The sequence below is a fragment of the Bradyrhizobium macuxiense genome, assembly GCF_007993935.1.
In the GTDB taxonomy this organism is placed as follows: domain Bacteria; phylum Pseudomonadota; class Alphaproteobacteria; order Rhizobiales; family Xanthobacteraceae; genus Bradyrhizobium; species Bradyrhizobium macuxiense_A.
Genome location: NZ_VITY01000003.1, coordinates 311,500 through 332,152, shown reverse-complemented (window position 1 = coordinate 332,152; position 20,653 = coordinate 311,500). Strand labels below are relative to the sequence as shown.

Sequence of the window (20,653 nt, the reverse complement as noted above, 5' to 3'; positions counted from 1 at the left end):
TTAACCAGTCGTTACCGCACTCATGCGCCGGCGTTGACAGGCTTTTGCCGCGCCGATGCCGGCAGGCCCGCGGTCTTGCGCCGCCAATTCTCCAGCGAGAGCGGCAATTCCTCGGCCGCCTCGACGCGGTTGCGACCGCCGCGCTTTGCCTGGTACAGCGCGGTGTCGGCCGCGGCCAGCAGCACCTCGAGCTCGGTCCCGGCGGGTCCGCCGGCGACGCCGATGCTGACCGTGGTGTCGACCGCGCCTTCCTCGCAGGTGATGTTGCTGTTCTCGAACGCCTCGCGCACGCGCTCGGCCACCAGCACGCCCTCCTCCAGCGAGCACGGCAGCAGCGCCGCGAATTCCTCGCCGCCGATCCGGCCGGACAGATCGCTGATCCTGAGATTGTTGACCACCACGGCGGAGAACAGTTTCAGGATCTCGTCGCCTGCGGGATGACCGAAGCGGTCGTTGATCGACTTGAAGTGATCGATGTCGAAGATCATCACCGTGACCGGCCGGCCGCCATCAGCTTCGCGCTCGATCACGCGCGCGCAGGCTTCGGAGAAGCCGCGGCGGTTGAGCATGCCGCTCAGGGGATCGATCGAGGCAGCGGTCTTGTGCACCGCCACCGCACGGTCCGACACCATCATGAAAATCACGAACACCGTGCCGATCGCATACAGTACGAGCTCGATCGAGAACAGCGTCACCCAGAAGTTGCTGACGAAGTTCTGGCCGTTTAGCCGCATCAGGTCGCCGACCAGGATCGGGAGCATCAGGACGCAGCCATGGGCGACCGGGATGACCATTGCGATCCAGCGCCGTTGCATCGCGCGACGGCGCTCGCTCCAGAGTTCGGAGGCGGTCAGCGCGGCGTAGACCGCAACGATCCCCGCGCCGATCGTCAGGCGCATCGCAGGATCCTCGACCGTCGTCACCGCGCCGATCCATGCGACCGGGCCGAGCACGAGGCCCGGCAGATTGGCCTTGCGGCCGTGGAAGATGCGCGAAGCATTCCAGACCATGCCGCAGGCAGCGAAGCCGATGGCGTTGAGACCCAGCAAGACGAGCGGATCGAGCGTCGAGCCGCCGACCGTCCAGAGCGCGACGGAGGCGGCGCCGAGCAGATAGGCGGTGCCCCACCATTTCAGCGCGGGAATTTTCTCCTGCCTGCCAAATAACCAGAGCATGGCGCCGAGCATGCCCGCGACCATGGTGGCGAACAGATAAAGCGTCGATGGATCGAACGACATAAGTCACCCCAGCCCGGTGTGATGCAACGTTCGCAGGCGCAATTAATACGGTGATGCAGCGCCAGTGCGAGACCGCACGCTAGAAGCCCCGAGTTCCAATTTCGTTTGCACGCACACGCAAGTTTTCATGAAAAACTGCGCTAATTCGCGTCGAAGCACGCAACCGTAAGGCGCAGCAAAAAGGCGCCTCGCGGCGCCCTCTGCAACTCGATGCACGCGGCAATTGCCGCAAATTGTAAGTCTCGAATTAGCGCTTCGAGAACTGGAAGGACTTGCGGGCCTTCGCCTTGCCGTACTTCTTACGCTCGACCGAGCGGCTGTCGCGGGTCAGGAAGCCGCCCTTCTTGAGGACGCCGCGCAGCTCGGGCTCGAAGTTGGTCAGCGCCTTCGAGATGCCGTGCCTGACAGCACCGGCCTGGCCGGAGAGACCGCCGCCGGCGACGGTGCAGATCACGTCATACTGGCCGTTACGAGCGGCCGCGACCAGCGGCTGCTGGATCATCATGCGCAGCACCGGGCGGGCGAAGTAGACTTCGAACTCGCGGGTGTTGACCGAGATCTTGCCCGAGCCGGGCTTGACCCAGACGCGAGCGACCGCGTCCTTGCGCTTGCCGGTGGCGTAGGCGCGATTGTACTTGTCGACCTTCTTGACGTACTTCGGCGCGTCGGGGGCCGCCGGCTTGACCTGCGAGAGCTGGTCGAGGGACTGCAACGTATCGGACATTATGCGGCCCTCGTGTTCTTGCGGTTCAGGGAAGCGATATCGACCTTCTCGGGGCTCTGGGCCTCATGCGGATGCTCGGCACCCGGATAGACGCGCAGATTGCCCATCTGCATGCGGCCGAGCGGACCGCGCGGGATCATACGCTCGATCGCCTTCTCGACGACGCGCTCGGGGAAGCGGCCCTCGAGGATCTGCTTCGCGGTGCGCTCCTTGATGCCACCGATGAAGCCGGTGTGCTTGTAGTAGGTCTTCTGGTCGCGCTTGCGGCCGGTCAGCACCACATGCGCGGCGTTGACGATGATGACGTTGTCGCCGCAATCGACATGCGGGGTGTAGGTAGGCAGGTGTTTGCCGCGCAGGCGCATCGCGACGAGGGTGGCGAGACGACCGACCACCAGACCCTTGGCGTCGATCACGACCCACTTCTTCGTCACTTCGGCGGGCTTGGCCGAGAACGTGCTCATGTGTGAAATCCGTGAAAAAGAAATCGGCGCCGTATGCGCCGAACTGGCGGCTTTCTAGAGAAGCCGCGGCCTTGCGTCAACGTCGATGCACCGGAATTATATCAGCAAAAACAGCGGCTTATAAATATGGTGCAATAATACCGTGAAAAAGTCTATTGATTTGGAATGGAATAGGTCGCCGTCACATGGGCGATCGGGTCCGGAGAGGTGCCGGACAGCAGGTTGACCTCGCCGACCGCAAGCCGCTTGCCGAGCTTGAGCAGCTTGGCCACCGCGAGCACGTCCTGCCCCGGCTGGCCCTTGCGTAGGAAGTTGATGTTGAGGTTGGTGGTGACGGCCAGGCCGATCGGCCCGATCGCCGACAGCAGCACCACGTACATGGCGAAATCCGCCAAACCCATCAGGGTCGGTCCCGACACCGTGCCGCCCGGCCGCAGCATGCGCTCGCTGAAGCGCTGCCGCAGCAGGGCCGTTTCACCGTCGGCGCTTTCGATCCTGATGTCGTCGTGGGTGAACGCCTGCGGAAATTCCTTGCGCAGGAACTCTTCCAGCTCAGCCACGCTCATTTTCGCAATCGCCATGCGGTCCCTGCCCCTCGCTTCAGCCTGCCTGTTACATTAAATTGTCACAGACACGATAGAGGAATTTCGTCATGTCCGCCCAGGCCGCCCGCGCGGAAGCGCCGCAACATCAGCCGATCCTGCTGCGGGAGAGCGTTGGCAGTATCGCGCTACTGACGCTCAATCGCCCCGCGGCGCGCAACAGCCTTTCCGAAGGGCTGATCGGCGAGCTGCACGCTGCGCTGAACGAGATCAGCGGTGACAAGAGCATCCGTGCCGTCGTGCTCGCTGCCAACGGCCCGGCGTTCTGCGCCGGCCACGACCTCAAGGAGCTCACCGCGCGCCGCACCGACGCCGACCGAGGTCGCGCCTATTTTGCGCAGATCATGAACGCCTGCAGCGCGATGATGCAGGCGATCGTGCAGTTGCCGAAGCCCGTGGTCGCATCCGTCCAGGGCGTCGCGACCGCAGCCGGCTGCCAGCTCGTCGCAAGCTGCGACCTCGCGGTCGCCTCTGATGCGGCATCGTTTGCGACGCCAGGCGTCGACATCGGGTTGTTCTGCTCGACGCCAATGGTGGCGTTGTCGCGCAACGTTCCGCGCAAGCAGGCGATGGAGATGCTGCTGACCGGCGAGCCGGTCGCCGCGACAACGGCGCAGAGCATCGGCCTCGTCAACCGCGTGGTACCCGCCGGCACCGAGCGCGACGCCGCGATCGCGCTGGCCGAGAAAGTCGCGCTGAAATCGGCCTACACCGTCAAGCTTGGCAAGGAGGCATTCTATCGCCAGGCCGAGATGAACCTCGCGGACGCCTATCGCTTCGCCGCCGAGGTGATGACCGAGAACATGATGGCGCGCGACGCCGAGGAAGGCATCGGCGCCTTCATCGAGAAGCGCGATCCGAAGTGGCAGGATAGATGACTTCCGTCATTGCGAGCGAAGCGAAGCAATCCATCGCGCCACCAGGAAGTATGGATTGCTTCGTCGCTTCGCTCCTCGCAATGACGCAACTGAAATAGATGAGCAATGAACCACGACGCCTACGACGACAACTACATCCGCAGCATCCTGAACAACGTCAAATCGATCGCGATGGTCGGCGCCTCGCCGGTCAATGTGCGGCCGAGCTATTTCGCCTTCAAATATCTGGCGCAGCGCGGCTACGACATGATCCCGGTCAATCCCGGCCATGTCGGCAAGGAGCTGATGGGCAAGCCGTTCGTCGCCTCGCTTGCGGACATCGGCCGGCCGATCGACATGATCGACATCTTCCGCAATTCGAGCCACATCATGCCCGTCGTCGAGGAGGCGCTGAAATTGTCACCGCCGCCGAAGGTGATCTGGATGCAGCTTGGCGCGCGCGACGATGCCGCGGCCGAGAAGGCGGAAGCGGCGGGCCTCAAGGTGGTGATGAACCGCTGCCCCAAGATCGAGTATGGCCGGCTGTCGTCCGAGATATCCTGGATGGGCGTCAACTCGCGCACGCTGAGCTCCAAGCGCGCGCCGATCCCGACCCAGGGCATGCGGCTGTCGCTCAACCGCACGAGCTTCGGCGGCGGCCAGACTGCGGCATCCGACCGCGCGGCAAAAAACAAGACCGAGACGACCTGACAGCTCGGCGGAATAATCGCTCCGATCGTCCGGTATAGCCGGGATGCCCCTCCCAAAACCGACGGCGCGCCAACTCGCTTGACGCCGGACGCTGCCGCCATCAGCATGCCGCGCGTTTCGACCAGGCCACAACAGGACACAAAGAATGACCGATCGCCTTCCGGGATTTTCCACCCTCGCCGTGCACGCCGGCGCACAGCCTGATCCCACAACCGGCGCGCGGGCGACGCCGATCTACCAGACCACGTCATTCGTCTTCAACGATGCCGACCATGCGGCTTCGTTGTTCGGCCTGCAGGCATTCGGCAACATCTATACCCGCATCGGCAACCCGACCAACGCCGTGCTCGAGGAACGCGTCGCAGCCCTCGAAGGCGGCACCGCGGCGCTCGCCGTCGCCTCCGGTCACGCGGCACAGCTCGTCGTGCTGCAGCAACTCCTGAAGCCCGGCGACGAGATCATTGCGGCGCGGAAGCTGTATGGCGGCTCGATCAACCAGTTCACCCACGCCTTCAAGGCGTTCGGCTGGAATGTGGCCTGGGCCGATCCTGACGAGATCGAAAGTTTTGAGCGCGCGGTGACGCCGCACACCAAGGCGATCTTCATCGAGTCGATCGCCAATCCCGCCGGCAGCATCACCGACATCGAGGCGATCGCCGCCGTTGCGCGCAAGGCCGGCGTGCCGCTGATCGTCGACAACACGCTGGCCTCGCCCTATCTGATCAAGCCGATCGACCATGGCGCCGACATCGTCGTGCACTCCCTGACCAAATTCCTCGGCGGTCACGGCAACTCGCTCGGCGGCATCATCGTCGACGCGGGCACCTTCGACTGGTCGAAGGACAACAAATATCCGATGCTGAGCGAGCCGCGCCCCGAATATCACGGCATCCGGATCCAGGAGACGTTCGGCAATTTCGCCTTCGCGATCGCCTGCCGCGTGCTCGGCCTGCGCGACCTCGGTCCCGCGCTGTCGCCGTTCAACGCCTTCATGATCCTGACCGGCATCGAAACGCTGCCGCTGCGCATGCAGAAGCATTGCGACAACGCCAAGGCGGTGGCGGAATTCCTCTCCACCCACCCGGCCGTCTCGGCGGTCAACTATGCCGGCCTGCCCGGCGATCGGTACAACGCCCTGCAGCGCAAATACGCGCCGAAGGGCGCCGGCGCGGTGTTCACCTTCAGCCTCAAGGGCGGCTACGACGCGGGCGTCAACCTGGTGTCGAACCTGAAGCTGTTCTCGCATCTCGCCAATGTCGGCGACACCCGCTCGCTGGTGATCCACCCGGCCTCCACCACCCACAGCCAGCTCGACGACGCCGCCAAGGTGAAGTCGGGCGCGGCGCCCGAGGTGGTGCGGCTCTCGATCGGCATCGAGGACAAGGAAGACCTGATCGCCGACCTCGACCAGGCGCTGCGCGCCTGATCGCGCGGCTGGTTCCGGAGCGGCGCGACCGCACCGCTCCGGCAACTTGCCCAAAGCGAGTGCCCCGTTAACGCTTAATACCGACGGGCCTCTCGTTAACGTTCAATCCGGCTTAAAGTGGCAGTGATAGGCTCCGGATGATTCGGGAGACCATTGATGCTGCGCTGGATATTGCCGCTCGCGATCGCACTGTTTGCGATGTCGCCTGCTGATGCTGCCGACGGCCCCGTCCCTCCGAAGAGCGCCACCGTGAAGGCTGCGCGCCAGCTGCCGGCGGGCCTGCCGCGCCGGCACTACGCCTACCGCACGTCAATCACAGGGCCGACCTATGTGCGACGCGGCCGCCAGCTCGTGGTCGTCGAGCCCGTGGTGATCCCGCTGAATTCAGAGCCGTACATCGTGTTCCCGCCCGGCGAACCACTGCTGCCGGGATCGGCGGCGCTGCCGGGCTATTACGGCGACCACCGCTCCTACAGCTATCTCGGCCCATACTACGGCGGCGCCTATGTGACCTATTGGGACCGCCTGCCCTACGCCTGCGGCGTCTACGGCTACTGCTAGCCCGGGACGATCGCGTGGCCAGATCGCCGCAGAAATCCAGCACACCGGCTTCGGGAAATGCCGTCACCGCCGACCTCGTCGCGGTGCTGGTCGCCGTCACCGACGGCACGCCTGATATCATGACCATCGCCGGCGGCTCCGCGCTGCCGAGCGGCCCGTTCGAGTTCACCCATCGCTCGCTGCAGACCGCGCTGCGGGCCTGGGTCGAGGCGCAGACCGGCCACCCGCTCGGCTATGTCGAGCAGCTCTACACCTTCGCCGACCGCGGCCGGTCCGGCGACGCCAGGTCGCCGCACAGCGTCTCGATCAGCTATCTCGGCCTGACCCGCGAGGACGAGGTCGGTGAAGGTTTCGAGGCGCATTGGTCCGGCTGGTATGACTACTTCCCCTGGGAAGATCATCGCGCCGGTGCGCCGGGCTTCATTGCCAAGTCGATCGCACCGAAACTGAAGGCATGGGCGAAGGCGGCGCCGTCACCGGCGCTGCAGCGCGAGCGCTGGCAGCGCTGCGCGATCACCTTCGGTCTCGACGATCGCGACTGGAACGAAGAACTGGTGTTGCAGCGCTATGAGCTGCTCTGGGAGGCGTCGCTGATACCGGAAGCCAACCATTCGCGTGGCCGCGAAGCGTCGGTCGTGCCAGGCAAGCCGATGACGGCGGATCACCGCCGCATCCTCGCGACCGGAATCGCGCGGTTGCGCGCCAAGATCAAATACCGTCCGGTGGTATTCGAGCTGATGCCGGCCGAGTTCACCCTGCTGCAACTGCAACGCAGTGTTGAGGCGCTCGCAGGCCGGCTGGTCCACAAGCAGAACTTCCGCCGGCTCATCGAGCAGCAGGAACTCGTTGAAGAGACTGGTGCAATGGCCGCCGATACCGTCGGACGGCCGGCCAAGCTGTTCCGCTTCCGCCATGCCGTATTGGCCGAACGGGCTGTCGCCGGCACCAAGCTTCCGCTTTCGCGCACTTGACACGCCTTATGCTCAGGATAAGTATAAGCCATCTTATGCTCACGGAGAGTATAAATGGCCCTGCTCGATACCGATCTGCTTACCCGCACCGCGCCGCTCTATGAGCGCGTCAAACGCGTCATCCCGCCATTCGAATGGGCGACCTTCGCCGAGGACGTCGACGCGATCCTGGAGCTGAAACGCCGCCGCAATGCGGTGGTGCTCGCGCACAATTATCAGACGCCGGAGATCTTCCACGGGGTCGCCGATATCGTCGGCGACAGTCTCCTGCTTGCGCGCGAAGCGACCAAGGTCGACGCCGACGTCATCGTGCTCGCGGGCGTCCACTTCATGGCCGAGACGGCGAAGCTGCTGAACCCAGCCAAGACCGTGCTGATCCCCGATCTCAAGGCAGGCTGCTCGCTGGCGGATTCCATCACGGCGGAAGACGTGCGGCTGATGCGCGCGCGCTATCCGGATGCGCCTGTGGTCGCCTACGTCAACACCTCGACCGCGGTGAAGGCTGAGTCCGACATCTGCTGCACGTCGGGCAATGCGCTCAAGGTGGTGGAATCACTCGACGCCGAGCGCGTCATCATGCTGCCGGATGAATATCTGGCGCAGAACATCGCCAAGCAGAGCAGCAAGAAGATCATCGCCTGGAAGGGCCATTGCGAGGTGCACGAGCTGTTCACCGCCGATGACGTGCGCCAGCTGCGCGAGAATTATCCCGACGTCACCGTCCTGGCGCATCCGGAATGCCCGCCCGAGGTCGTCGCCGAAGCCGACTTCGCAGGTTCGACCGCAGCGATGCAGTCGTTCGTCGAGACCAAGCGTCCGCCGCGCGTCGTGCTGCTGACGGAATGCTCGATGAGCGACAACATCGCGGCGCGCAATCCCGATGTCGACTTCGTCCGTCCCTGCAATCTCTGCCCGCACATGAAGCGGATCACGCTGAAGAACATCCGCCACGCGCTGGAGACCAACCAGCACGAGGTCACGATCAACCCCGCGATCGCCGCGCGCGCGCGCCGGAGCGTTGAAAGGATGCTGGCGATATGAGCATCGATCTCTCCGATCTCCACGGCCGCCCTGTTATCATCGGCGGCGGCGCCGCGGGGCTGATGACCGCACTTCAACTCGCGCCCGAGCCGGTCGTACTGCTGTCGAAGTCGCCGCTCGGCGCCGAAGCCTCCAGCATGTGGGCGCAGGGTGGCCTCGCCGCGCCGGTCGGCGCGGATGACAGCCCTGCCCTGCATCTCGCCGATACGCTCGCGGCCGGCGCCGGCCTTTGCGACGCGGCGGCAGCATCCCGGATCGTCCACGCGGCGCCTGCCGCCGTGGAGCATCTCGCCGAACTCGGCGTCGCCTTCGACCGCCGCGCCGACGGCAGTTGGCGCCTCGGGCTCGAGGCCGCGCATGGCCGCAACCGCATCGTGCACGCCACCGGCGACGGCACCGGCCGCGAGATCATGCGCGCGCTGATCGCCGCGGTCCGTCAGACGCCGTCGATCACCTTGCTGGAAGGCGTCGAGGCGCGCCGCCTGCTGGTCGAGGACAATGCAGTCAGGGGCGTGCTCGCGGCGAGCGACCGCGGCGCGCTGACGATCGCGACCAACCGCGTCGTGATCGCGACCGGCGGCATCGGCGGACTGTTCGCCGACAGCACCAATCCGGGCGGCTGCTTCGGCCAGGGGCTCGCACTCGCGGCCCATGCCGGCGCAAGATTGTCGGACATCGAATTCGTCCAGTTTCATCCGACCGCCTTTGACGGGCCGTCGCGGCCGATGCCGCTGCTGACCGAGGCGATCCGCGGCGACGGTGCGATCCTGATCGACGAGACCGGCCTACGCTTCATGGCCGATCAGCGAGGGGCCGAGCTCGCGCCGCGCGACATCGTCGCGCGCGCGGTGTGGCGTCACCGCGCCGCGGGGCATCGCACCTTCCTCGATGCCCGCCAGCATCCGGGGGCAGACTTTGCGCAGCGCTATCCCGTGATCAGCGCATTCTGCAAGATGGCCGGCATCGATCCCGCTCGTGATCCGATCCCGATCCGGCCGGCGGTTCACTACCACATGGGCGGCATCGCGGTTGATGGCTTTGGCCGCAGCACGGTGCAGGGCCTGTGGGCCTGCGGCGAGGCCGCGCGCACCGGGTTGCACGGCGCCAACCGACTCGCCAGCAACTCGCTGATGGAAGCAATCGTCTGCGCACGCTGGGTCGCCGAGAGCATCGAGGGCGTGAGCGCAGGTCCACGCGCCATGCTGCGCGCCGACACGATGCCGCCGGCCTCCGATCCATCCGCCGTGCGACCGATCCTCACGCAGGGGCTCGGCGTGCTGCGCGACCGCGACGGCATCGCACGCGCAATCCGGAGCCTCTACCCACTCGTGCGCAGCCATGGCGCGGCTTCCGATGCAGCGCTGGTCGGCTTGATGATCGCGGTCGCGGCAATCCAGCGCGAGGAAAGTCGCGGCGGTCATTTCCGCACCGATTTCCCGCACACCGCTTTGTCGGCGGCGCCGTCCTCCCTCACCCGTGCCGAGGCGCTCGCCGCCGCACGCGACATCGTTGAAGCCAACACATTCGCCAGGAGTGCCCTGTCATGACCCTCAATCCCCTGTTGCCGCTGCTGTATGAGCCGATCGTGCAGACCGCCCTGCGCGAGGACCTCGGCCGCGCCGGCGATATCACGGCAGATGCCATCGTCCCGGCCGGCCAGCAGGCGCGGCTGGTGATGCGGGCGCGACAGCCTGGCGTGATCGCCGGGCTCGACGTCGCGCGGTCAGCCTTCCAGACGGTGTCGCCTTCCGTCGCGCTGCGCGCCGAGCGGCCCGACGGCAGCCCGGTCGAGCCCGACCAGGTGATCGCGATCATCGACGGCCCGGCCCGCAGCCTGCTCACCGCGGAGCGCACCGCGCTCAACTTCCTCTGCCATCTGAGCGGCGTCGCCACCGCGACCGCCACGCTGGTCAAGGCCGTCGCGGGCACGAGTGCGCAGATCGTCTGCACCCGCAAGACCACGCCGGGATTGCGGGCGCTGGAGAAATATGCGGTGCGCGCCGGCGGCGGCGGCAACCACCGCTTCGGGCTCGACGATGCCGTGCTGATCAAGGACAACCACATCGCGCTCGCCGGCGGCATCCGCACCGCGATCGAGCGCGCCAAGGCCAACGCCGGTCATCTGGTCAAGATCGAGGTCGAAGTCGACACGCTGTCGCAGCTCGAGGAAGCGCTGGCGCTCGGGGTCGACGCGGTGCTGCTCGACAACATGACGACCGAGCAGCTCGGCCAGGCGGTCCAGATGGCGCGCGGCAAGGCGATCACCGAAGCCTCTGGCCGCATCACGGCGGCGACCGCCGCGGCGATTGCCGCGACCGGCGTCGACCTGATCTCGGTCGGCTGGGTCACCCACAGCTCCGCCGCGCTCGATATCGGGCTCGACTATCTGTCCTGATCGATCAAACGGACTGGCCGGCCGGAATGAGGGTCGGCTGGTCCCGCTCGGTGCGGCGCGCCGCGAAGCGCTCGGCCTGCAACACCGCGAGCGTCAGCACGACAATCGCGACCGCCTGGTGCGTCAGCGCCAGATCGATCGGCACCTGATGCAGCAGTGTCAGGATGCCGAGCGTCGCCTGCAGCGTGATGGCCGCGACCAGCCACCAGGCGCCCGCGATGACGGCACCGCCTGCGCGCGAGCGCACGGCATCGATCGCATGCGCGATCGCCAGCGCGAACAACAGATAGGCGGTCATGCGATGCTCGAGCTGCACCGTCAGCGTGTTGTCGAACAGATTGCGCCACCACGGCGTTTCGAACCAGAGCCGGTCAGCCGACGGGATAAATCCGCCGTCGATGTCAGGCCAGGTGTTGTAAACCCTGCCCGCGCGCAGGCCCGCGACCAGCGCGCCGAAATAGAGCTGCACGAAGGTGAGCACGAGCAGCACCGCGCTCGTGATCTTCAGCCTGAGCGGCGCGATCACGGATGGACGATCGGTCAGGCGCCGCAACGTCCAGACGATCGCCGCGAAGATCAGGAGCGCCAGCACCAGATGCGTCGCCAGCCGATACTGCGACACCTCGACACGCTCCGAGAGGCCGGACGCCACCATCCACCAGCCGACGCCGCCCTGCAGCGCGCCGAGGCCGAAGATCACCCAGAGCCGGCGGCCGAGCTCACCGCTCACCGCGCCGCGCCACAGGAAATACAGGAACGGCAGCAGATAGGCGGCGCCGATCACCCGGCCGAGCAGCCGGTGGCTCCACTCCCACCAGAAGATCGTCTTGAACTCGGCGAGCGTCATCCCGGCGTTGAGCTCACGATATTGCGGAATCTTCTGGTAGCCCTCGAAGGCCTGGCTCCACTGCGTCTCGGTCAGCGGCGGCAGCGCGCCGGTCACCGGCTTCCATTCGACGATCGACAGGCCGGACTCGGTGAGCCGCGTGGCCCCGCCGACCAGCACCATCAGCGCGATCAGACCGGCGACCGCGATCAGCCAGACCCTGACGGCGCGGAGCTGCGATGTCTTTGCGGAAATACCGGCCATTTCGCCCTGACTTGATTGGATTTTCGGGCCCCTTATAGTCCGCCGCGCCCGCGGCGCAAGCACCGCTGAGATCACGAGTTACACATACAAGCCATGGCGATACGCACCCGCAAACTGCTCGGAACCATCTTCCTGCTCATCCTGGTCGTGGTGTGGTCTCTGCTCGGCATGACGATCGCCCAAACGCCGTGGCTTGCCAATTCCGGCCTGCTCCAGGCGATCTTCTACGTCGTCGCGGGGCTCGGCTGGGTGCTGCCCGCGATGCCGATCGTGTCCTGGATGTCGCGCCCCGATCGCGCTTAGAGCGCGCCCTGCTCCCGTGCGCTCCGCGTCGGCCGAACCGGCGCGAACATCACGCCCGACAGCAGCACCCGCAAGATCCGCAGCGAGCGCACGCGGCCGTCCCACGCGATCCGCGGCAGCGCATAGAGGTTGGTGCGTCCCTGTGCCTCGACAATGCCGGAGATGGTCGTCACCGCGCTGGCAAAACCAGCCTCCTCCGCCATCACGACATGCGGACGGGCGAACGCGTCGCGGTCGCCGAGGGGATAGGCGAAATGCCTGACCGGCCGCCGCAGCGCGCTCTCGGCCACGGCCTTTCCCATCGCCATCTCACGCTGCGCGTCCGCATCCCTGAGGCTCGACAGAACAGAGTAGTTCACCGTGGCGCTGCCGAACGTCACGTTCGGATCCGCGGCAAGCGTCGCCATATCCTGCCAGTCGAGCGACGCGCTGCGTGACAATCGCGCAGCATCGGCCGAATAGCGCCGCGCGAGATCGTTCACCGCATAGGACAGATCAGGCGGCGACAGCTTGCGCAGCCAGCCGGACAGGAAATCGAACAGCTCGTATTTGTCCGACAGGGCCGAGACCACGAAATGCCGTTCCCTGCCATCGATGACAAGGCTGATGCGGCCCTCGCGGGCGATGATGTCCTCCAGCACCAGCCACCACGCCGCTCCCACGCCGTCCGGAAAAGCGGTCGGCAAATAGAGCGTGAACGGGACGCCATGCCTGGCGAGCACGGGATAGGCATGTGTGACGATGTCCTTGCTGGCACCGTCGAAGCTCAGGCAGGCAAAGCGGCGGCGCTCCGGCATGGTCACCGCGCGGCGGCAGGCCTCGTCGATCCCGACGATGTCGTACTTCCAGCGTTTCAGCCCGCGGATCGTGCGATCCAGGAAAGCCGGCGTGATCTCCTGGGATTGCAGCGGTTGGAACCGGCCACGTTGAGCGGGACGGACGCGCGCGAAGCGCAGGATCACTCCGGCGCCGCCGGCCTCGCGTTCCCGCAACCTGAAGGCACCACTGAAATAGGCGAGCTCGGCCCGAGCCCGCCGCAAAATCCGATTGTCCGGCGCCAAGATCCCCTTACCCGTCCCTGTCCCGTCCAGGCGGTTCCCACCACCGCCAAGCACGCCCCCAAGCCAATACTTATTACTCTTTGTTGACATTTCCCTGCGAAGGTCGGCCCCAGCCGAGACCTGTAAATTAATACCTTAAAAAATTTAGGTTCCGAGATGACCATGGCGGCGGCAATTGAAGGCCAGACGGCGGGCACGCGAACATGGCCGAACGCAATTCGCGTCGCCGGCGTCGACATCTTTCACGACCTCACTGCAGCCGAGGCGACCTGGCGCAGCCTCGAGACCCCGCAACACAGCTACACGCCCTATCAGCGCTTCGACTTCCTTGCCTCCTGGCAACGCCAGGTCGGCGAGCGCGAAGGCCTGCGGCCCTTCATCGTCGTGGCCCATGACGGCGAACGCCGTCCGTTGCTGCTGTTGCCGCTCGCCGTCGAGCAGCGCCTGGGCGCCAATTGCGCAAGTTTCATGGGCGGCAAGCATGCGACCTTCAACATGGCGCTGTACGACCGCGACTTCGCCGCCAACGCGACCGAAGCCGACATCACGGCCCTGATCGGCTCGATCGCCGAGCGGTCCCGCGTCGACGCACTGATGCTGTGTCAGCAGCCGCTGCGCTGGCAGGACCAGCCCAATCCGATGGTGTTGCTGCCGCATCAGGCTTCGGTGAACGATTGCCCGCTGCTGGTCATCGAGCCCGGCGCGGCACCCGCGTCGCTGGTCAGCAATTCGTTCCGCCGCCGCCTCAAGGGCAAGGAGCGCAAGCTGCAGGCGCTGCCGGGCTACCGCTATCATGTCGCTGATAACAGCGCCGACGTCTGCCGCCTGCTCGACTGGTTCTTCCGCGTCAAGCCGCAGCGCATGGCCGAGCAGAAGCTGCCCAACGTGTTCGCCGAGCCGGGCATCGAGCAGTTCATCCGCACCGCCTGCCTCGCACCGCGCGCCGACGGCAAGGGGTATGCGATCGACATCCACGCGCTGGAGTGCGACGAGGAAGTGATCGCGATCTTCGCCGGCGTGTCCGACGGTCACCGCTTCTCGATGATGTTCAACACCTACACGATGTCGGCCAATTCCAAGTTCAGCCCCGGCCTGATCCTGATGCGCGACATCATCGATCGTCACGCCGGCCTGAACTACCGCGCCTTGGACCTCGGCATCGGCTCGGACGAGTATAAGCGGCTGTTCTGCAAGGACGACGAAGCGATCGTCGACAGCTTCATTCCGCTCAGCCTGCGCGGCAAGCCGGCGGCCACCGCGCTTTCGGCCATCAGCCGCGCCAAACGCGCCGTGAAGCAAAATCCGGCGCTGTTCGAGATCGCGCAGAACCTGCGCAGCATGTTCCGCTGAGCACGACCGCGGGCGACGCTACGCGGACGAGCCATCCGGCACCGCGCGGCCGCTCGCGACGCCAAGCCGCATCATCGCATCGAACACCAGCGTCGCGGCAGGCGACAGCGCTCGCTTGCGCAGCTTGATCAGCCCGTAGCTCTCGAGCATCAGCTGGTCGCGGATGCGAAGCATCTTGAAGCGCTGCGGATCGAGCAGATCGAAGATCAAGAGCGGCACCGGCACGATCGCATCGATGCCCGCCGCAATTCCGATCGACGCGAAGAACGACTCGGTGTTGATGATGCGCTGGGGCGGCGCAATGCCCCGGCTGTAGAACAGCCGCTCCAGCCCCTGGCGCATGAAGGATTCCCGCGGCTGGATGATCCATTGCAGGTCGACCGTGTCTTCGAGATTGACGCTGTCGTGGCCGGCCAGCGGATGCTCGGCGCGAACCAGCAAGCCGGCCTGCTCGGCACCGATCTCGTGATAGTCGAACTGTCCGGGATCGACGCCGGCCGGAATTCGCGCCACGACGAAGTCGAGCTCAAGCGCCAGAAGACGCGCAACGAGCGGCGGACTGGTGCTGACGTCGAGCGAAATGTTCACCCGGTGCAGTTTCTCGCCAAGGTACTGCATGACGTCGACGACGAGGTCGATGCTGGGCTTGGCGACCGTCCCGACCGACACTGTGCCGAGCTCGCCCGACCTGTAGCCTGCGAACTCATTGGTCACCCGGTCAAGGTCCGCGAGCACGCTCCGGCCGCCACGGATCAAGATCGAACCATAAGCAGTCGGCTCGACGCCCCGCGCCGTTCGCTCGAACAGCGGAACCCGCGCCACGGCCTCGATCTCGGCCAGCATCTTCGATGCCGCCGACTGGGTAATATTCAGCCGCTCGGCAGCGAGCTGCAGCTTGCGCTCGCTGTCGAGCGCCACCAGCAGGCGCAACTGGCGCAATTTCAGGTTATTGATCACGGCCCGTCACCATCCTGCCCGGCTAACGCCGTCCGATCCGACTGAATCGGAACGAACAGAACTCCAGCTTCTCGTCTCGACGCGCTTTCTACACGCGACCCGGGATCCACCTCGCTGAAAACACTTGGGTTCCCGCGGTTATACCGCGGTGCATCATGACAGTTTCGCCGTGGCTCCATTCCCAAATGCCATTAGTCACGCGGCCGTCAATTACACAACAATGAACGCGAGGCTTGCAAGAAGACTTGCAAGGGCAGAGCGACGGACCGCTGCGGGTGGACATGGTATCACTCCGGACAGCGAGGTGGCCGCGCGGCAAATCGAAAAGCCAGAAGGGATGGGAACGATGAGCGACGATGTCGAGAAGCGCGCGGTCGGAAAGATGATGCGACGGCTGATTCCGTTCCTCATCCTGTGTTACTTCGTGGCCTATCTCGATCGCGTCAATGTCGGCTTCGCCAAGCTGCACATGAACACGGCGCTCGGCCTCAGCGAGGCCGCCTACGGGCTCGGCGCCGGCCTGTTCTTCGTCGGCTACTTCTTCTTCGAAGTCCCCTCCAACATCCTGCTGGAACGGTTCGGCGCGCGGCGCTGGATCGCCCGCATCATGATCAGCTGGGGCATCGTCTCGGCGGCATTCGCGTTCATCCCGCAGATGTCGGCGGCGAGCGGCCTCTCGAGCGAGTGGATCTTCTACTTCCTGCGCCTGCTGCTCGGCGCCTGCGAGGCGGGATTCTTCCCGGGCATCATCTTCTATCTGACGCTCTGGTTCCCGACGATCTATCGGGCCCGCGTCATCAGCCTGTTCATGCTGGCGATCCCGATCTCCAGCATAATCGGAGCGCCGATCTCGGGCCTGCTGCTCAACCTGTCGGGCGCCGGCCTGACCGGGTGGCAATGGCTGTTCATCTGCGAGGCGCTGCCGTCGGTCCTGGTCGGCTTCGCCGTGCTGGCCATGCTGCCCGACTTCCCGCGTCAGGCGAGCTGGTTGCAGCCCGACGAGATCAAGTGGGTGCAGAATACCCTCGAGATCGAGCGGCAGAAGAAGGAAGCCGTGGAGCACATCTCGGTGCTGCAGTCGCTCACCGATTCGCGCGTCCTCGCCTGCGCCTTCATCTATTTCTGCCTGAACGCCGCCAGCTACGGCGTCGCGTTCTTCCTGCCCACCATCATCAAGGCGTTTGGCGTCACCGACACCCAGACCGGCCTGATCGCCATGCTGCCCTTCGTGTTCGGCGCGGTTGGCATGGTGCTGCTCGGCCGCCATTCCGACAAGACCGGCGAGCGGCGCTACCACGTCGCCGGAGCACTGGTGCTCGCAGCCGTCGGCATTGGCCTCGCCGGCCTCGTCTCCAGTCCGGTGCTGATCGTCGGCCTGCTCTGCCTCGCGCAGATCGGCGTTTCGGCGGTGCCGCCGATGTTCTGGCCGATGCCGGCCAGCATCCTGAACGGCGCTTCGGCCGCGGCAGGCATCGCCGCGATCAACTCGCTCGGCAATCTCTCGGGTTTCGCCGGCCCGTTTGCCATGGGCTACCTGAAGGACCTGACCGGCAGCTTCACCGCGGGCCTGCTGCTGCTCGCGGTGGTCGGCTTGATCGGCGCCCTGGTCACGATCCGGCTGCGGATCGATCCGGTGCTGGAGCGGGCCGCACGCGAGCCGATGCTGGCGCACTAGCGCGTCATCTGGAAAGGCGTATAGCGGCTTTCCGAACAGAAGCGCGATGGCGATCAATCTGATCTCATCGCGCTTTCGAGGTCTGGTTCAGGCCGCGACGACCCGCGGACCCGTCACGGACGCTTCCGACGGCGCGCAGGGTTTGCTCAGCATCGTCACTTCGGAGAAGCCGACGGCCCTCAGCTGATCGACCATTGAGCGGCGGGCATCCTGCGGCATTCCGGCGTCCGGCACGACGACCGCCTGCGCCTTGGTGGTCAGCAGCTCGGCCGGCAGGTCGACGGCCGAGCCGGCGTCGAGCAGCACGTGATCGTAGACCCGGAGCAGCGCATCGATCGCAAGCGCCAGCCGCGGCGATTGCAGATGGCTGCGATCGAAGCCCGGGCGTCCGGCGCTGACGATCTGCACGCGCGATTGCCGATCCTTGGTGATGATCTGCGCGAACGTCGCCTCCCCCTGCATCAGCTCGGCCAGGCCGGGCGCCGTGGGATCGACGCTCGCCGCCGTCAGCACCGGCGAGGATGCGACGAGATCGACCACCACGACCTTGGCCTGGCGCGCCATCAGGCGGGCCAGCGTCAGCGCGGTCCACGTGACGCTCTCGCCGGTGGCCGGGCCGAGCACCGTGACCTTGTGGGCGGCGGGACCGGCCGCGACGAGACGCGCGGCCAGCGCGTCGATCTCGTCGACCGCTTGGGCTGGCGCAGGCTGCGGCTCGCTGATGACGGGCTCGTAGGCCATTGCGGGCTCCGGCGACAATTCAGGCTCCGGCGACAGGCTGGGAGCGAGCGGCGATGCGAGCTCGGGTTCAGGCGGCAGCATCAGTGCCGGCTCGTCCATAGCTGCGGTCTCCATGACCGGTTCGCGGCGCCTGATCACTGCGGCGGCCGGCGCGAAGGCGCGGCCCACCGCGCCGGGCGCGGAGATGCGCAGCAATTCGCCGGTGATGATGATGCCGGACGACAGCAACAGCGTCGCCAGCGTTGCGATCAGCACGATCGGCAGCTTCTTCGGATAGGCCGGCGTGTTGGAGACAGTGGCGCGCGAGATGATGCGTCCGTCGGTCGGCGCCGCCTCGATGTTCTCGCGGGCGGTCGCCTCGCGATACTTGGCGAGATAGGCTTCCAGCAGATCGCGCTGCGCCTTGGCTTCACGCTCCAGCCCGCGCAGCTGCACATCCTGACCATTGCTCGATGCCGCCTGCTTCTTCGACTGGTCCAGGCTCGCTTGCAACGCCTGAACACGGCCGTCGGCGACGCGCGCATCATTGTCGAGCGAGCGCGAGATCTTGCCGGCTTCCTCGCGCAACTGCCGGTCGAGATCGGCGATCTGCGCCTTCAATTCCTTGATGCGCGGGTGGTTGTCGAGCAGCGTCGACGACTGCTCGGCGAGCTGGGCGCGCAGCGTGCCGCGCTGCTCGGCGAGCCTGCGGATCAGCTCGGAATTGAGCACTTCCGATGCCTCGATCGGCTTGCCGCTCTGAAGCATTTCGCGGATCAGCCGCGCCTTGGTCTCGGCATCCGCCTTCAGCGCGCGGGCATTGTTGAGCTGCGTGTTCAGCTCGCCCATCTGCTGGTTGGACAGCGGGATGTTGTTGGTGCCGACGAACAGGCTCGACTTGGAGCGGAATTCCTCGACACGCGAATCCGCGTCGGCGACCTTGGTGCGCAGCTTGTCGATCTCGCCCAGCAGCCACGTGCTGGCGGACTTGGCCTGGTCCTGCCGCGCCGCCTGCTGCAGCACGAGATAGCCGTCCGCGATCGAGTTGGCGACGCGGGCGGCGAGATCGGGATCCTCCGATTGGAATTCGATCACGATGACGCGCGACTTGTCGACCGCATAGGCCTGGAAGCGCTCGTAGAAGGCGTCGAGCACCCGCTCTTCCGGCGTCAGGCTGAACGGATCGCGGCCGATGCCGAACAGCGCCAGCAGCGACTTCATTGGGGAGAAGCCGCGCAGCACCGGATCAAACTCCGGACGCTCGGCGAGCTTGTTCTTCTTGATAATGTCGCGCGCGAGATCGCGCGACATCACGAGCTGCACCTGGCTCGTCACGGCCTCGGCATCGAGCGAGGTGCGTTCGAGGTCGCGCTCGCCGTTCGGGCGCAGGAAGGCGTTCTCGCGATTGTCGATCAGGATTCGCGCTTCCGACTTGTAGCGCGGCGTCACGACGTTGACGGCAGCGAGCGACAGCGCGAACACCAGCACGGTCGGCACGACGATCCAGCTCCGCTTGCGCGCCAGCGCGCGCCCGAGCACATGCAGATCGAGATCGGTTGCCGGCGCCGCACGCGCCGGCTCGTCAGGAGCTGACATCGGCAAAGCTGTCTTCGCAACGGCCTCGTCGGCGACGGGCGCAGACTTCGGCAGCGCCCGCTGCACGACGGCCTTTTCGTTGCCTCTACGCCAGAATGCAAAACGCATAACGAACTCCCGCGGACGCCGCGATTCCACCTCAATGCGGGCGATTACAGTCCATTAAGGTTGCTGCGGGGTTAATCGGCGCGGTTGACGGATGCGGCTTCCACCACCGCTCCGTCATGCTTTGTTAACCATGGGTGCCGTTAATCGGGGCCGGTAATTTCGTGGGATTCCTCACATGCGCGATTTGCGCGCTCCCCTTGTTTGTCTGATTGCTGCGCTCGCGCTGTCGGGCTGCATGGGACGGACCTCGCCGTTCGCCGGCGACCCGGCCCTCGATTCGATGGCGTACGGGCAGCCCTCCTTTGCCGGGCCGGTCGCCTATGCCGAGCCTGCGCCGACGCGCGAGGCCTATAATCTCGGCCCCGGCGACAAGCTCCGCGTCGTGGTCTATGGCCAGGAAGGCCTGACCAACTCCTATGCGATCGATGCAGCCGGCGCCATCACGATGCCGCTGATCGGCTCGGTGCCGGCGCGCGGCCGCACGCCCGCCGGGCTTGCCGGCGAGATCACCGCACGGCTGCGCAACGGCTTCATCCGCGAGCCGTCGGTGGCGGTCGAAATCGAATCCTACCGGCCGTTCTTCATCCTCGGTGAAGTCCAGGCTCCGGGCCAATATCCCTATGTGCCCAACATGACGGTCGAAAGCGCGGTGGCGATCGCCGGCGGCTTCTCGCCGCGCGCCCGGCGCGACGAGGTCACCCTCACCCACACCGATGCATCGGGCGCCGGCCGCTTCGTCGCCCCCCTGGGCACGCCGATCGGCCCCGGTGACACCGTGTTCGTCGGCGAACGCTGGTTCTGAT

Annotated in this window: 20 protein-coding genes; 12 read left to right on the top strand and 8 right to left on the bottom strand. The window is 65.9% G+C overall.

Going from position 1 to position 20,653, the window contains the following annotated elements; translation table 11 throughout:
- Positions 1-20: 20 nt before the first annotated feature.
- The 4 genes from FBZ93_RS09495 to FBZ93_RS09480 all read right to left on the bottom strand — a co-directional run bounded on the left by FBZ93_RS09495 (position 21) and on the right by FBZ93_RS09480 (position 3,007).
- On the bottom strand, positions 21-1,238 hold the full coding sequence (locus FBZ93_RS09495; RefSeq protein ID WP_146985651.1) for a GGDEF domain-containing protein: 1,218 nt from the start codon (positions 1,236-1,238) through the stop codon (positions 21-23).
- A gap of 247 nt (positions 1,239-1,485) precedes the next feature.
- Positions 1,486-1,962 (bottom strand): 30S ribosomal protein S9, encoded by a 477-nt coding sequence (gene rpsI / locus FBZ93_RS09490; protein ID WP_028333930.1) that lies wholly within the window; start codon positions 1,960-1,962, stop codon positions 1,486-1,488.
- Positions 1,962-2,426: a 50S ribosomal protein L13 gene (rplM, locus tag FBZ93_RS09485; RefSeq protein WP_021079117.1), complete on the bottom strand. Its 465-nt coding sequence runs from the start codon at positions 2,424-2,426 to the stop codon at positions 1,962-1,964. Before rplM ends, rpsI begins: the two co-directional genes overlap by 1 nt.
- Before the next feature lie 152 nt (positions 2,427-2,578).
- Positions 2,579-3,007, bottom strand: coding sequence for a PaaI family thioesterase (locus FBZ93_RS09480; protein WP_076857819.1), 429 nt, complete (start codon positions 3,005-3,007; stop codon positions 2,579-2,581).
- A gap of 71 nt (positions 3,008-3,078) precedes the next feature.
- Between FBZ93_RS09480 and FBZ93_RS09475 the strand changes: the two genes are divergently transcribed.
- The 8 genes from FBZ93_RS09475 to nadC all read left to right on the top strand — a co-directional run bounded on the left by FBZ93_RS09475 (position 3,079) and on the right by nadC (position 10,990).
- Positions 3,079-3,906, top strand: coding sequence for an enoyl-CoA hydratase (locus FBZ93_RS09475; RefSeq protein WP_146985650.1), 828 nt, complete (start codon positions 3,079-3,081; stop codon positions 3,904-3,906).
- Positions 3,907-4,011: 105 nt separating this feature from the next.
- Positions 4,012-4,596: a CoA-binding protein gene (locus tag FBZ93_RS09470; protein WP_146985649.1), complete on the top strand. Its 585-nt coding sequence runs from the start codon at positions 4,012-4,014 to the stop codon at positions 4,594-4,596.
- Between the two features lie 145 nt (positions 4,597-4,741).
- On the top strand, positions 4,742-6,022 hold the full coding sequence (locus FBZ93_RS09465) for an O-acetylhomoserine aminocarboxypropyltransferase (RefSeq protein ID WP_076857824.1): 1,281 nt from the start codon (positions 4,742-4,744) through the stop codon (positions 6,020-6,022).
- 156 nt (positions 6,023-6,178) lie between these two features.
- Positions 6,179-6,583, top strand: a complete 405-nt coding sequence (locus tag FBZ93_RS09460) for a hypothetical protein (RefSeq protein ID WP_146985648.1) — start codon at positions 6,179-6,181, stop codon at positions 6,581-6,583.
- Between the two features lie 14 nt (positions 6,584-6,597).
- Complete coding sequence (locus tag FBZ93_RS09455; RefSeq protein WP_146985647.1) at positions 6,598-7,554, top strand: NUDIX hydrolase; 957 nt, start codon at positions 6,598-6,600, stop codon at positions 7,552-7,554.
- 54 nt (positions 7,555-7,608) lie between these two features.
- Positions 7,609-8,595, top strand: coding sequence for a quinolinate synthase NadA (gene nadA, locus FBZ93_RS09450; protein ID WP_146985646.1), 987 nt, complete (start codon positions 7,609-7,611; stop codon positions 8,593-8,595).
- Positions 8,592-10,142: an L-aspartate oxidase gene (locus FBZ93_RS09445; protein ID WP_146985645.1), complete on the top strand. Its 1,551-nt coding sequence runs from the start codon at positions 8,592-8,594 to the stop codon at positions 10,140-10,142. Before nadA ends, FBZ93_RS09445 begins: the two co-directional genes overlap by 4 nt.
- The gene (gene nadC / locus FBZ93_RS09440; protein WP_146985644.1) at positions 10,139-10,990 is read left to right on the top strand and encodes a carboxylating nicotinate-nucleotide diphosphorylase; all 852 of its coding nucleotides are present in this window, start codon (positions 10,139-10,141) and stop codon (positions 10,988-10,990) included. The genes FBZ93_RS09445 and nadC overlap by 4 nt, the downstream gene beginning before the upstream one ends.
- 4 nt (positions 10,991-10,994) lie before the next feature.
- Here nadC and FBZ93_RS09435 read toward each other — a convergent pair whose 3' ends face one another.
- Positions 10,995-12,080: a COX15/CtaA family protein gene (locus tag FBZ93_RS09435; RefSeq protein ID WP_146985643.1), complete on the bottom strand. Its 1,086-nt coding sequence runs from the start codon at positions 12,078-12,080 to the stop codon at positions 10,995-10,997.
- 93 nt (positions 12,081-12,173) lie between these two features.
- Between FBZ93_RS09435 and FBZ93_RS09430 the strand changes: the two genes are divergently transcribed.
- Positions 12,174-12,383, top strand: coding sequence for a DUF2842 domain-containing protein (locus FBZ93_RS09430; protein WP_050422561.1), 210 nt, complete (start codon positions 12,174-12,176; stop codon positions 12,381-12,383).
- On the opposite strand, the gene FBZ93_RS09425 is transcribed toward FBZ93_RS09430, so the two are convergent.
- Positions 12,380-13,444 carry a polysaccharide deacetylase family protein gene (locus FBZ93_RS09425; RefSeq protein ID WP_146985642.1) on the bottom strand — a complete coding sequence of 355 codons (1,065 nt, stop codon included), beginning with the start codon at positions 13,442-13,444 and terminating at the stop codon, positions 12,380-12,382. The genes FBZ93_RS09430 and FBZ93_RS09425 overlap by 4 nt on opposite strands.
- Before the next feature lie 156 nt (positions 13,445-13,600).
- Between FBZ93_RS09425 and FBZ93_RS09420 the strand changes: the two genes are divergently transcribed.
- Positions 13,601-14,794, top strand: a complete 1,194-nt coding sequence (locus FBZ93_RS09420; protein ID WP_146985641.1) for a GNAT family N-acetyltransferase — start codon at positions 13,601-13,603, stop codon at positions 14,792-14,794.
- A gap of 18 nt (positions 14,795-14,812) precedes the next feature.
- On the opposite strand, the gene FBZ93_RS09415 is transcribed toward FBZ93_RS09420, so the two are convergent.
- Positions 14,813-15,751 (bottom strand): LysR family transcriptional regulator, encoded by a 939-nt coding sequence (locus FBZ93_RS09415; RefSeq protein WP_146985640.1) that lies wholly within the window; start codon positions 15,749-15,751, stop codon positions 14,813-14,815.
- 337 nt (positions 15,752-16,088) lie between these two features.
- Between FBZ93_RS09415 and FBZ93_RS09410 the strand changes: the two genes are divergently transcribed.
- The gene (locus FBZ93_RS09410; protein WP_146985639.1) at positions 16,089-17,426 is read left to right on the top strand and encodes an MFS transporter; all 1,338 of its coding nucleotides are present in this window, start codon (positions 16,089-16,091) and stop codon (positions 17,424-17,426) included.
- An 87-nt stretch (positions 17,427-17,513) separates the two neighbouring features.
- On the opposite strand, the gene FBZ93_RS09405 is transcribed toward FBZ93_RS09410, so the two are convergent.
- On the bottom strand, positions 17,514-19,850 hold the full coding sequence (locus FBZ93_RS09405; RefSeq protein ID WP_146985638.1) for a GumC family protein: 2,337 nt from the start codon (positions 19,848-19,850) through the stop codon (positions 17,514-17,516).
- A 175-nt stretch (positions 19,851-20,025) separates the two neighbouring features.
- On the opposite strand from FBZ93_RS09405, the gene FBZ93_RS09400 reads away from it, so the two are divergent.
- Positions 20,026-20,652: a polysaccharide biosynthesis/export family protein gene (locus FBZ93_RS09400; protein ID WP_146985637.1), complete on the top strand. Its 627-nt coding sequence runs from the start codon at positions 20,026-20,028 to the stop codon at positions 20,650-20,652.
- The last annotated feature ends 1 nt before the right edge of the window (position 20,653 follow it).